Below are 12906 nucleotides of genomic sequence, written 5' to 3' on the forward strand. Positions count from 1 at the left end.
GACTTTGGGGAGGTACTTCCTTTTTTGTGTTTTGAAACCCTTGCCCTGTAAGGGCTAAGATTTATGAAATTTATTCAAATTGGTAGAAGAATTGAAAGAAATCAAAGAAGAGTCGAATGAAGAGCTCGCAGAAATCGAGGAAGAATTGGCGAGTGGCGAGATTACAGAAAAAGAAGCTGCGGCTAAAAGAAAAGAAATACAGAAAGAAATTGAAGAAGAATTAAATGATCTAAAAGAAGAAGCGGAAGAGGAAGTACGTAAACAAGCGGAGGAAAAAGCTGAAAGAGAAGAAGAGAAACGAGAAAATGCCGAAGAAGAACAAGAGCGATTAAAAGAAGAACGTGAAGAAGCGGAAGAGGAAGCACGCGAAAGAGCGGAAGAAGAAGCTGAAAGAAAAGAAGAAGAACGAGAAGACGATGAAGATGATGTATCAGAGGAAGAAGAAAATGATAACGAAGACGATGAAGAAGAAAATGAAGATGAAGATGACGACGATGATAACGAAGACGATGAAGATGAGTAATAGAGAGTAGAAGAAATTAACGGATTCAGTTGCGAAGAAAAAATTAAATAACGGATTATTTAGGGATGCTGATCGTAGTTGATTTAGCATCCCCTTATTCATTTTAAATTAGCGTAGGAATCGGCATCTGTTAAAATACGTTGCCCTCTTGCCAATTACATTACTAGATTTACTATTTTTTTTGTTAATTATTGAGTTAATGGGAGTGCGAAGAGGAGTGCAATCAATTATGGTAAAATGGTTACAATGTTGTCGATGCTCAATAACGGAGCTAATCTAGTTCAATGAAGATAAAGGCTAACGGAGGTAAGAATTATGAATCAAGCTACCCAGAGATACTGGGATGAATTTTGGGGAAAGCAAGAGAAACCCCAATCTGTTTATGCATGGCAATTCGGGATTACACCTGATTACCTTGCAGGATTAGTGGTTGACGGAATAAAAACTGCAACATGCTCAGGTTACATTTTCTATGAACTCGAGAATGAACCACTTCCGACAACCGAGGATTACAATATTATATTAAACAGTGACGATAAACCAGTAGCAATCACTAAAACCGTAGAGGTTACAATAACTCCAATGAATGAGGTCAGTGAAGAATTTGCTATTGCGGAAGGCGAAGGTGACAGAACCTACCGATATTGGTGGGAGGAACATGAAAAATTCTTTAGAAAAGAACTAAATACAATTGGACGTGAATTTTCGGAGGATATGCTTCTTGTTTGTGAACGTTTTAAAGTAATCCACGTAAATGAATAACTGATTCTAAGCAACCAGTTGACGGATGTTATCACAGGTTGGAATACAGAAAGGAGAAATAAGGATGGCTAAACATAAAATATATACAATGAGCTTCGCAAGTGTCTATCCGCATTATGTCACGAAGGCGGAGAAGAAAAATCGTACGAAAGAAGAGGTCGATGAAATTATCCGCTGGTTAACCGGGTATTCACAAGCAGAACTTGATCTACAATTAGAAAATAAAGTGGATTTTGAGACGTTTTTTGCGGAAGCTCCCCAATTAAATGCATCAAGAAAATTAATTAAAGGCGTCATCTGTGGCGTTCGAGTAGAGGAAATTGAGGAACCGACAATGCAGGAAATTCGCTATTTGGACAAACTCATTGACGAGTTGGCAAAGGGAAAGGCGATGGAAAAAATACTCCGAAAAGATTAAATGAATAATTTTCGATAAAAAATGACCCCGAATCTATAACGAGGTCATTTTTTCATTGATTAAATTGAAGCAGTTATATTGTTAAGATAACCATCAAAAGGAACAGCAAAATTAAATAGATCAACGAGAAACGTAAACTTGTTTGCGCCCATTTCTTCTGGTCTTTTGCTTGGAATCCTTTCACTGCTTGGATCATCCAGCCAATGGTCAACAATATAGCAATGACGAAGAAAACCCAGCCTAGCGGTTCGATCAATAAAAACGGAAGGGGAAGCAACGCAATGATGTAAACCAAATGATGCATCATTGCGACTTGTACACCACGGACAACCGGTAACATCGGCACACCCGCTCGCGTGTAATCTTCCAAGCGTCTGATTGTGATTGCTAATGTGTGTGGAACCTGCCAAATGAGTAAGATCACGAACAGTGTAATCGGAACAATGTGATTCGCAGGGGCGATGGCAGCCCAGCCGATCAATGGTGTGAACGCTCCAGATACACTTCCGATTAGTGTATTCCATGTATATCTTCGTTTTGACCAAAATGTGTAGAGTACAACATAGACAAACCAGCCTAAAAAGGAATAGAGCAGGGCTTCAGGTGTCGTGAACAACATGATGGCCAATCCAATTATGGTTGTTAAGATACCGGCCCATAAAACAGCTTTTAAAGAAAAGTTCCCCGAGACGGTCGGCCGTTTCTGTGTACGGTCCATATTTTGATCCAAATCCACTTCAAACCAGTTATTCAGCATCAATGCTCCGGATATGACGAGAGTACTTCCGATCAACGTTAAGGAAAATAATCCGATATAGTCGCCGAATTGCTCTCCTTCGAAATAAATCGCTAACCAGAAAGCGGTGAACACTGGAAAAACGTTTGCGATTAACACTTTACCTTTTAATAAATTTTTTATATCAATAAAAAGGCCAATCAATCGATTTGAGCCATTGTTTGTTGCAGTTTTCATATAAATCTCCTAATCATTCACATCTAATCATTCTAGTTTTATTATAGCACAAAAACGTTTTGGACTTATACGCCGAGAGATATTCAAAGTAGAAATTTCAGTGAATTAGTTGGAAAATGACTCCTATTACATATCATTGTCGAATGATTATAAAACTGACTTCTTGCAACCGCCCGACAAACGGCTCCAACCGCCCGACAAACGGGCCGAGCCGCCCGACAAACGGATCCAACCACCCGACAAGCGGCTCCAACCACCCGACAAGCGGCTCCAACCACCCGACGAAATGCTCTAGCCGCCCGACATTAGCGCGAATCTATGTGAAATTAGCTCGAAACCCTGATAGATATAAAGTCGCTGATCTAACTAGGTATTGTTATTGTAGAATGGTAAACTAGTAAAAGAAATGCATTATGTTTAATAAGGGTGAGCAGTTATTTCTATTTATAAAAGCAACGATTATATCGTACAGTCGATCGAAGGGAATCAATTACCAATCAGTTACGAAGAGCTTGAACAAGCAGCTAAAGCGGCGTTGTCTCCACAAGCTTTTAGTTATATAGCATCGGGAGCTGGTGCAGAAGAGACGGCGCACAAAAATAAAAACGCATTTCAAAGGTATTCTATCGTTCCAAAGTTATTGAATGATGTTTCTGAATTAGATACAAGCATTTCATTGTTCGGAAAAACGTATCCAACACCGTTCGTTTTAGCGCCTGTTGGTGTGTTGAAGCAAGCGGATGAACAAGGCGACTTTGCAGTGACGCGTGCCGCTTCGAAATTTGGCATCCCGTTTATTCAAAGCACGGTCTCGAGCTTTTCCATTGAAGAGGTTGGCCAATCGAGTGATGGGCCGAAATGGTTTCAATTATATTGGACGTCGCTTGAAGATATTTCTTTTAGTTTTGTGAAGCGAGCGGAAGAAGCGGGTTTTGAGGCAATTGTCGTGACGATTGATACTGTGACACTGGGATTTCGAGAGAAAGATTTGTTTCACGGGTATTCTCCGTTGGCTCATGGGTATGGGCAAGGGAATTTTGAATCTGATGATGTTTTTTTATCTACGCTGGATGAAGTGAGTAACAGCGCAATCGTTGATGGGATCATTAAGCAGATTAACTATCCGGCTTTGAACTGGTCACACATCGAAAAATTGAAAGAAAAAACGAGCTTGCCAATTCTTTTAAAGGGTGTGTTACATCCAGATGACGCGCTTCGGGCGGTCGATTGTGGTGTGGAAGGGTTGATTGTTTCCAATCATGGCGGAAGACAGTTGGATGGTGTGATTTCGAGTGTGGATGCCTTGCCTGAAATTGTGAACGTTGTTAACGGGAAAATCCCTGTGTTATTTGATAGCGGTGTTCGACGCGGAAGTGATGCATTGAAGGTGTTAGCACTTGGGGCAGATGCGGTTTTGATTGGTCGACCTTATGTATATAGCTTGGCAGTCCATGGCGAGCAAGGAGTAGAACAATTTTTGACTACTTTCCTTCAAGATTTCAATAGTTCCATGACGTTATCCGGTGTAAAAGATATAAATCAACTAAAACAAATGAAGATTGTCCACGATTAAGTTTGCTTGCCCGATGATTCGTGTTTCGTGAACTGCTTCATTATAGTAATCTATTAAACCAATAAGTTAAACAAAGGAGATTTCAAAATGACCAAACCACGATTAGCAACATTAAATGTAAATGGAAATTTGGAAGAAGGGTTGAAAAATACAGTTCATGTAAGAGATTTGGCACCATTTTTCGTAGATGAACCAGAACGGTTAGGTGGGACGAATGCGGGACCAAATCCGTTGGAGTATTTCCTCGGTGCCTATTCAGCATGTACATCGATTATGACTTCTTATGCTGCGAAAGATTTAAACTTTACATACACTGGATTGGATTTTGATACAAATGGAAGTTTGGATCCAAGAGGTTTTAAAGGAGTAGAAGGTATACAAACATATTTTCAGACGGTTACGATTCAAGTAGAAGTAGAGACGGAAGAATCCGAAGAAGCCTTGAAACAGTTAAAAGAAACGGTAGAAAAAAGATGTCCATTACACAATTTGTTGGTGGATGCAGGTGTAGAAGTTCATAGTCAATGGACGATAAAAAGTAAATAAATATAGAAGAATAAAAAATAACCCCTCATATGCTTTGACCGGCAAAGGGGTTATTTTGTAACCTATAACGCCGCCTCCTCTGATGGAGTTCGACTGTTGTACCGTAGACGTGAAAATACGTCTACGGTTTTATTTTATGACTTGCTATTTTTATTATACCCGATATTTTAGCATATGAAAACATCAAGAAAGCTTACATCAATTGCATCGTAGTAACACACGTACCGTCTTCTTCAAAAGTAGAAACTTCAGATTCAACGGTTTTTCCATCATGCTTGACTAAAACTTGATACGTTTGATCTCTTGGAAGCCATAAGTCAACGAATCCGTTATTTCCAGCATTGCGTGTTTCATCAAAAACGACGTTTCCGTCAGCATCCGTAATGGTAATCTCAAAATCTTCATTCGCCAATTCGCCTTGACAGCCTGTCAGACTGTGATCGCCACATGGATGTGTTTGATTGATGAATGGAGCAATCGAGACGAAGAACTCATTTTCCGGTAATTCATATCGTTTTTCTTCGTCGTTTTCTTGAATGATCAATTCGGTGGACGTAATAGAAGCTTGTTCATCACCAAAATTACCCGCACTGTATTCATTCACCATTTCTTTTACATCCGTTTGTTCAGCAGGGGACGCATCATCTGATGTATTACATGCAGCCAACAAAAACAATGAGACCAAAGTTATATAAAAAATTTTCAAACGCATGAAGTTCACTCCTCACAAAGTTTGTTAGCTTCATTATATACTGAATGCCAAACCTCTTATACAAAAACAGTAAATTGACATAAAAACGTCATGATTTATTTAACAACCAACACGGGGCAATCGGCTCGCTTGACGACCTTGTGACTGACACTGCCTAAAACCATTTCTTGAAGCGTATTTAATCCACGACTGCCGATCACCAATAGATCAAATTGTTGATCATTGGCATGTGAAACAATCGTTGGTCCAGGTTCGCCATGTAGAATGTTTACCTCATAGGAAACATTCTTTTCTTGGATGATTTTTTCAATATTTATTAACTTTTTACGTCTCGCTACTTCGAGTTCTTCTTTACCTTGTGAATGAAGAACTTCGTTTTTGGCTTTTGAAAAATCCGCAACGAGCACCACTTCGATCAAACTTCCCTCAGTTAACGAGGCGATTGCTACTGCCTGCTCGGTTGCACGCTCGGAGTGTTTCGAGCCATCTACTGCAAGTAAAATACGTTGATACATCATTACCCCTCCTGAACTACTTCAGTATTCAAACGCTGAACAGCTAGCTGATTAACGATTTTTTGGCTTGATTTGTTTAAGCCTGAAATTGTCACTTCGTTATCGTTTTCACTTAGTTTTAACACAACTTTATCGATTGCTCCGACAGCTGAGTCATCCCATACGTGTGCTTGGGAAAAATCAATCTTAATCTTGCCTTCACGGTCTGTTAGATCAATCGCATCGACAAAGTTATCGACAGAGGCGAAAAACAGTTGCCCTGTAACATGATAAACCGTTGAATGATCTACTATTTGTTTTTGTACTTGAATCTTGGAAATCTTAATGACGAAAAATACAGCACTTAACAACACACCGGCAATGACTCCTTTGGATAAATCATGTGTCGCTACAACAATTCCCATCGTCACGACCATCACGGCTGCGTCTGCTTTTGGTGCATTTTTCAAATATTTAAAGGATGTCCAATCAAATGTTCCAATGGATACCATAATCATAATTCCTACTAAAACGGGCATTGGAATTTGAACAACCAGATTACCTAACACGAGAATCAAAAACATTAAGAAAGTACCAGCGACTAACGTTGATAAGCGGCCGCGACCACCTGATTTTACGTTAATGACAGACTGACCGATCATCGCACAGCCGGCCATTCCGCCGAAGAAACCTGTTGCGACGTTCGCGATCCCTTGTCCGCGTGCTTCTTTGTTTTTGTTACTTTCCGTATCGGTCATATCATCAACGATCGAAGCGGTTAGCAATGATTCGAGTAAACCGACAATCGCTAATGCGAGAGAATAAGGAAAGATAATCATGAGCGTTTCAAAAGTGAATGGAACGTTCGGAATGAAGAAGGACGGTAACGATTGTGTAATCGCTCCTAAGTCACCGACAGTTCGTAAGTCAAAATTACCATAAAGTGCAACGGCTGTTAAGAGCACGATTGCAATTAACGGAGCCGGAATCGTTTTGATAAATCGTGGTAGCAAGTATACGATCAACAACGTAATCGCAACAAATACATACGTTAAGTTATTGATTCCGATAAAGTGTGGTACTTGGGCCATGAAAATTAAAATCGCCAGTGAGTTTACAAAGCCGATCATGACAGCTCTAGGAACAAATTGCATTACTTTCGCTACTTTAAAAATACCGAATAAGATTTGAATAACTCCTGTTAAGATGGTTGCTGCAAGTAAATAATCGAGTCCATACTCTTTGACTAATGGAACCATCAATAGCGCCATCGCACCGGTTGCAGCTGAAATCATTCCTGGACGGCCACCTGTGAATGCGATAATCACGGCGATACAAAAGGATGCGTATAAACCGACCATCGGATCGACACCTGCTATAATAGAAAAAGCAATGGCTTCTGGAATTAAAGCCAATGCTACGACAATACCAGCGAGAATATCTCCTCGGACGTTTGAAAACCAAGATGTTTTTATTTTCTCTATCAATTTTCTCTACTCCTACTTTATAATTTATGGCTTTTTTCCGTACTATAAAAAAGCAATAGCAATAGTCTATCATCTTTTGTGTCAAAAGGGAACGTTTTTGGGAACTTTTTTAAACTGAAAATGAACTTTTTGTGTAGTTAGTCGGATGAATGTTTATATCGACTTTTGCTGTGTTAATATAAAGGAAATGGCTTTTAGGAAGGTAAAATGATAAATGATTATTGGTTATTTGCGTGAAGCAAACATAAATATAGATTATAGAAAACAATTAGCACAATTGCAACAGAAAAACTGTACGGAAATCGTGGTCGAAACTGGACATTCGAACCAGCAGGACGAGCAACTTGATCGACTGGTTCATCGGTTGAAAGAAGGAGACAAATTAGTCGTCGTGAAACTTGCTGTTTTAGCAGACTCTATTCGTTCTCTGGCTGAATTACTTGAGAAAATACACCAAAAAGGTGCTTTCATTCAATCGATTGATGAAAAAATCGATACGAGTGAAACGACGAAATATGATTTGCTTGATGTAGTAAGTGGACTAGCCAATTTTCATCGAGATAAAATTAGTGAAAAAACGAGAAAAGGCCTTCATGAAGCCAAAAGCAGGGGAGCGAACACAGGTCGTCCTCGAAAACCGAATGCCAATGTGAAACGCGCACTCAGCTTATATAGTAGTAAAAAATATAGCTTACAAGAAATCAAAGAACAAACAGGAATCAGCAAATCTACTTTATATCGCTATCTTGAACGCAGTGAATCGTAACGAAAGAAAATTTAATTTACGATAATCCACGATTGATTGAAATGCATTCTTCATAAAGAATGTTAAGTAACCGGAAAATAACTGCCACCGCATTAAAAAGAATACCAAAACGATCGGGGATAGAAAATTTTGTTATACCACAAAGTATTGCAACATGAAAGTTCAGATGAATGGGTAATATTTGTACACGGCGCAGGCGGAAGCTCCGCAACGTTTTATCGCCAAATTAAGGATTTTAAAAAACATTTCAACATCGTTATGCTCGATTTGAGAGGGCATGGACGATCAAAGGATGTTAATCATAAGAGACCATTAAAGCATTATTCTTTTGATAAAGTAAGTGAAGATGTCATTGAGGTCATGGATCATTTGAAGATAAAAGAAGCTCATTTCGTTGGTGTATCCCTTGGGACGATCATCAATCGGATTCTTGCCGAGAAATATCCAGAGAGAGTAAAAAGTCTTGTGATGGGAGGAGCTATCACAAAGATGAATATCCGCTCCAATACGTTGATTAATATCGGTAATTTATTAAAACACATTGTACCCTTTTCTTGGATCTATAAAATACTGGCCTTCGTGATTATGCCAAGTAGGTACCATAAAGAATCTCGGAACCTATTTATCCGTGAGGCGAAGAAGATTTATCAAAAAGAGTTTTTAAGATGGTTTAAGTTAACAAAAGACATCAATCCACTTTTACGGAAGTTTAAAGGGAAGCCTCTTAAGAAACCTGCCTTGTATATCATGGGCGATGAGGACCACTTGTTTTTGGAAACATTGAAAAGAGACATTGGAGACCATCAGACAAGCCAACTGATTGTTTTGGATAATTGTGGCCACGTCTGTAATATCGACCAAGCCAATGAATTCAATAAACATTCCATTTCATTTTTAAAAGCTTGTAGTTAAAGATAAACTTATATCTTTCGGTAGACAAATGACTCCTTCTTAAGAGCAAGAAATTGTTTTTAGGTGGGAGTCGTTCAATAGATGACGACATGGCTGTCTAATCAAAAAATACAGTGTCGTTTTGATGGTAATCGTTCGAGACAGACCATAACATGATGCTAATTAAAGAAGATGGATGCGCTAGGAGATGATTGTATGATTTTAACAAATGCTAAACTATATGGTCAGGAAGGCCGTTGGGATATTGAAATTCAAGACGGCAGGTTCAAGAAAATTTCAGTTTCAGAAGGGCAAAAACAAAGTGAAAACGAGATTGATCTCGAAGGAAAAATTGTGTTGCCACCTTATGTAGAGCCACATATTCATCTTGATTATGCGTTGACAGCTGGTACGCCTCGTTGGAATCAGACAGGTTCTGTGTTTGAAGGAATCGAAATTTGGTCTGAACGCAAGCAGTTAATCGATGAATCCACTGAAGATATTAAAAAACGTGCTAAAAATGCGTTAAAAATGCAAATCAAACATGGCATTCAGCATGTACGGACACATGTTGATGTTGGTGATCCAGAGTTGAAAGGCATGAAAGCTCTATTAGAAGTAAAAGAAGAAATGAAACCTTGGGTCGATCTTCAGCTCGTTGCTATGCCACAAGAGGGACTTTATACGAAACCAAATGCTGAGAGATTACTCATTGAAGCAATTGAAATGGGAGCCGACGTAATCGGTGGCATTCCACATTATGAGCTAACGAGAGAAGACGGCGTGCGTTCTATTCATCGGATCTTAGAGTTAGCAGAAAAATACGATAAACTCGTCGATGTTCACTGTGATGAAATCGATGACGATCAATCCAGATACTTAGAAGTACTTGCCGGGGAAGCACTTAAACGAGGAATCGGTCACCGTGTAACAGCAAGTCATACAACCGCTATGGCTTCCTATAGTAATGCTTACACGTATAAGCTTTTCCAAACTTTAAAGAAAGCAGGCATTCATTTCGTCGCTTTACCAAAAGCAAATCTACACTTGCAAGGTCGATTCGATAACTACCCAGTTCGAAGAGGATTGACAAGAGTAAAAGAAATGTTGCACGAAGGAATCAATGTTTGTTTTGGGTTGGATTCGATTATGGACCCGTGGTATCCACTTGGAGATGGAAACTTGATGCATGTCACTGAAATCGGATTGCATGCATGCCATATGACTGATTATGATCACATTGTTTCAGCTCTAAATCTCGTTACAACAAACGGAGCAAAAACGTTAGGAATTGATCAACTATATGGAATTGAGCAAGGAAACGAGGCGAACATGATTGTCATTGATTCGGACTCTGAATATGAAGCCATCCGGACACAAGCTCCAGTGCTTTATTCCATCCGTGAAGGTGAAATCATCGTTGAAACAAAACCTGCAGAAACAAAAATGAATTTCGAAATGGATTAATTTAAATCCGAACGAATATTTCGTTCGGATTTTTTATAGTTGAAAGCAAACGAACTCACTTCCGCTTGCTTAACAAATGTTCTAATCAAAGATAGCGGGCTAAAGTGATGCTCTATCATCGAATAGAAGCGCTCTAATCAAGGATAGCGCGCCGAAAAAGATGACTACCCACGAATAGAAGCTGTCAAATCGGCGGTAGCGCTTCAGAAAAGAAGACTACCCCTGAATAAAGGCTGTCAAATCGGCGGTAGCGCTTCAGAAAAGAAGACTACCCCCGAATAGAGGCTGCCAAATCGGCGGTAGCGTGCCACAAAAGAGCGCTACCCCCGAATAGAAGCTGTCAAATCGACGGTAGCGCTTCAGAAGAGAAGACTACCCCCGAATAGAGGCTGCCAAATCGACGGTAGCGCTTCAGAAGAGAAGACTACCCCCGAATAGAAGCTGTCAAATCGGCGATAGCGTCCCAAAAAAGAAGACTACCCCTGAATAGAGGCTGTCAAATCGACGGTAACGTGCCATAAAAGAGCACTATCCCCGAATAGAGGCTGTCAAATTAACGATAACGCTTCAGAAATCGAACGCTATCCAGCGAAAACATAGAATCTACTCAAAGACGAACTAACCGCTCAATCATTTCGCTGAACGCCACCTCAATGAATGCTCAAAATAAAAATGAGTGATATAATCAACCTTTGTAAACGAATATACAGTGTCGATTTCTAAAGAGGTGAGCATTGATGGCGGCATTTTTCGGAAGGATTTATTATGGTTGGATTATTGTTTTTATCGGTGCACTTGGAATTTTCTTTTCGGGACCCGGTCAAACGTACTCCAACTCTATTTTCATTGACGCATATATAGAAGATTTCGGCTGGTCTCGCTCACTGGTTTCCAGTGTTTATTCCATTGCAACATTGGTTGCTGGACTCATTATGATTTTCGTCGGTCGGTTCATCGATCGTTTCGGCCAACGTGTCATGATGGTTGTCGTGGGAACTTTATTTGCGATTGCTTGCTTTTGGAATAGTGCCGTTTCGACCATTTGGATGCTTTCAATCGGTTTCTTTGCCATCCGTTTGCTCGGTCAAGGCAGTATGTCGCTCATTCCGAATACACTCGCTGCTCAATGGTTTGTGAAAAAAAGAGGCTTCGCTGTTAGTTTGATGGCACTTGGTAGCTTTATCAGTGCAATGGTCTTTCCGATTATCAATACATGGTTGATTGATACATGGGATTGGCGCTTTGCTTGGCAATTTTGGGGAATTCTATTATTGGTGATTTTCGTACCAGTTGCGTTACTTGGTGTACGTAACAAACCCGAGGATATCGGGCTTGAGCCTGATGGCCCCTTAAAGCAAAAAGAAGAATTAAAACCGATTCTAGGCAGTGCGGTAGTGAAAGAAGCAGAAGAGGACTGGACATTGCAGGAAGCGAAGAAGACACGTGCTTTCTGGGCGATATTAATTTGTGTCGGCATTCCATCAATGATCAACACCGGCATTACCTTTCATATACTATCGATTTTTGGATCGAATGATCTTTCCCCAGGAATCGCTGCGACTGTTTTAAGTTTAATGGCGATGGTAGGTATTCCCATGTCTTTCGTCTCGGGTTTTATTACCGACCGTGTCCAGACCAATTATTTACTTCTAGCCATTTTCATCATTGAATTTATCCTTTTATTAATGCTGCTCATTACGAATAATTTCTTTATGGCAATTCTGTTTGGTATCATATGGGGTACAGCCAACGGGTTGGAACGTATTAGTTTAAATGTTATTTGGCCGAACTATTTCGGTAGAAAATATATCGGAAGCATTAACGGTGTCGGTGTGACGATGACTGTTTTGGGCTCCTCATTAGGACCACTTCCGTTCGGTGTTGGTTTTGATTTATTTCATAGTTACACGCCAGTATTACTCGCTTCATTAATTTTTCCGGTTATAGGTATGGTTTGTGCAATCCTTGCCAAAAAACCGAATAAATCTGAGATTCTAGCAAAATAGCTTGTGAGGTGTTGACGATGAGATGTGAAGAAAAATGTTTTGTCGTAGAAATGGAAGCGAACGGGGAGTCGCAGACGAAGCAGTTAAATGCACGGACGCCTGCAGAAGCTCGAAAAAAGATTCGAAAGCAAACGGGAGAACAGACAAAAATCATTTCTGTTTTGAAAAAATAAAGAACCAGCTCTTCCGCCTATTAAAGGGGAGGGGCTGGTTTTTTAAGTGCGCCCGGCATGGGCTATAACTTGGTGGTGAAAGTCCACTACAGGCTTGGCAGTAGGAACTGTTAGC

15 protein-coding genes are annotated in these 12906 nt (G+C 39.9%); 10 read left to right on the plus strand and 5 right to left on the minus strand.

Going from position 1 to position 12906, the window contains the following annotated elements; all coding sequences use genetic code 11:
• The first annotated feature begins 91 nt into the window (after positions 1 to 91).
• The 3 genes from KQ486_RS13460 (at position 92) to KQ486_RS13470 (ending at position 1703) form a co-directional block, all read left to right on the plus strand.
• Positions 92 to 523 (plus strand): hypothetical protein, encoded by a 432-nt coding sequence (locus tag KQ486_RS13460; RefSeq protein ID WP_216687951.1) that lies wholly within the window; start codon positions 92 to 94, stop codon positions 521 to 523.
• Between the two features lie 315 nt (positions 524 to 838).
• Positions 839 to 1285, plus strand: a complete 447-nt coding sequence (locus KQ486_RS13465; protein WP_216687952.1) for an ASCH domain-containing protein — start codon at positions 839 to 841, stop codon at positions 1283 to 1285.
• 64 nt (positions 1286 to 1349) lie between these two features.
• Positions 1350 to 1703: a DUF2200 domain-containing protein gene (locus tag KQ486_RS13470; protein WP_216687953.1), complete on the plus strand. Its 354-nt coding sequence runs from the start codon at positions 1350 to 1352 to the stop codon at positions 1701 to 1703.
• 73 nt (positions 1704 to 1776) lie between these two features.
• On the opposite strand, the gene cyoE is transcribed toward KQ486_RS13470, so the two are convergent.
• Together cyoE and KQ486_RS13480 are read right to left on the minus strand one after the other, a co-directional pair.
• The gene (gene cyoE / locus KQ486_RS13475; RefSeq protein WP_216687954.1) at positions 1777 to 2676 is read right to left on the minus strand and encodes a heme o synthase; all 900 of its coding nucleotides are present in this window, start codon (positions 2674 to 2676) and stop codon (positions 1777 to 1779) included.
• Between the two features lie 133 nt (positions 2677 to 2809).
• Positions 2810 to 2950: a hypothetical protein gene (locus KQ486_RS13480; RefSeq protein WP_216687955.1), complete on the minus strand. Its 141-nt coding sequence runs from the start codon at positions 2948 to 2950 to the stop codon at positions 2810 to 2812.
• A 261-nt stretch (positions 2951 to 3211) separates the two neighbouring features.
• Here KQ486_RS13480 and KQ486_RS13485 point away from each other — a divergent pair, with 261 nt between their 5' ends.
• Positions 3212 to 4249 (plus strand): alpha-hydroxy-acid oxidizing protein, encoded by a 1038-nt coding sequence (locus tag KQ486_RS13485; protein WP_246569346.1) that lies wholly within the window; start codon positions 3212 to 3214, stop codon positions 4247 to 4249.
• 87 nt (positions 4250 to 4336) lie between these two features.
• The gene (locus KQ486_RS13490; protein WP_216687956.1) at positions 4337 to 4795 is read left to right on the plus strand and encodes an OsmC family protein; all 459 of its coding nucleotides are present in this window, start codon (positions 4337 to 4339) and stop codon (positions 4793 to 4795) included.
• Positions 4796 to 4988: 193 nt separating this feature from the next.
• On the opposite strand, the gene KQ486_RS13495 is transcribed toward KQ486_RS13490, so the two are convergent.
• The 3 genes from KQ486_RS13495 to KQ486_RS13505 all read right to left on the minus strand — a co-directional run bounded on the left by KQ486_RS13495 (position 4989) and on the right by KQ486_RS13505 (position 7488).
• Positions 4989 to 5507 (minus strand): CueP family metal-binding protein, encoded by a 519-nt coding sequence (locus KQ486_RS13495; protein ID WP_216687957.1) that lies wholly within the window; start codon positions 5505 to 5507, stop codon positions 4989 to 4991.
• A 95-nt stretch (positions 5508 to 5602) separates the two neighbouring features.
• Positions 5603 to 6022 (minus strand): universal stress protein, encoded by a 420-nt coding sequence (locus tag KQ486_RS13500; protein ID WP_216687958.1) that lies wholly within the window; start codon positions 6020 to 6022, stop codon positions 5603 to 5605.
• 2 nt (positions 6023 to 6024) lie between these two features.
• On the minus strand, positions 6025 to 7488 hold the full coding sequence (locus KQ486_RS13505; protein WP_216687959.1) for a SulP family inorganic anion transporter: 1464 nt from the start codon (positions 7486 to 7488) through the stop codon (positions 6025 to 6027).
• Between the two features lie 214 nt (positions 7489 to 7702).
• On the opposite strand from KQ486_RS13505, the gene KQ486_RS13510 reads away from it, so the two are divergent.
• The 5 genes from KQ486_RS13510 (at position 7703) to KQ486_RS13530 (ending at position 12791) form a co-directional block, all read left to right on the plus strand.
• Positions 7703 to 8254: a recombinase family protein gene (locus KQ486_RS13510; protein WP_144162002.1), complete on the plus strand. Its 552-nt coding sequence runs from the start codon at positions 7703 to 7705 to the stop codon at positions 8252 to 8254.
• Positions 8255 to 8383: 129 nt separating this feature from the next.
• A complete protein-coding gene (locus KQ486_RS13515; protein ID WP_216687960.1) occupies positions 8384 to 9166 on the plus strand; it encodes an alpha/beta fold hydrolase in 783 nt (260 codons plus the stop codon).
• Between the two features lie 195 nt (positions 9167 to 9361).
• The gene (gene codA, locus KQ486_RS13520) at positions 9362 to 10612 is read left to right on the plus strand and encodes a cytosine deaminase (protein WP_216687961.1); all 1251 of its coding nucleotides are present in this window, start codon (positions 9362 to 9364) and stop codon (positions 10610 to 10612) included.
• Between the two features lie 737 nt (positions 10613 to 11349).
• Positions 11350 to 12618: an MFS transporter gene (locus KQ486_RS13525; RefSeq protein ID WP_216687962.1), complete on the plus strand. Its 1269-nt coding sequence runs from the start codon at positions 11350 to 11352 to the stop codon at positions 12616 to 12618.
• A gap of 17 nt (positions 12619 to 12635) precedes the next feature.
• On the plus strand, positions 12636 to 12791 hold the full coding sequence (locus KQ486_RS13530) for a hypothetical protein (protein ID WP_216687963.1): 156 nt from the start codon (positions 12636 to 12638) through the stop codon (positions 12789 to 12791).
• The last annotated feature ends 115 nt before the right edge of the window (positions 12792 to 12906 follow it).

It is taken from the genome of Allobacillus halotolerans (genome assembly GCF_018967645.1).
GTDB classification, from domain to species: Bacteria; Bacillota; Bacilli; order Bacillales; family Alkalibacillaceae; genus Allobacillus; species Allobacillus halotolerans.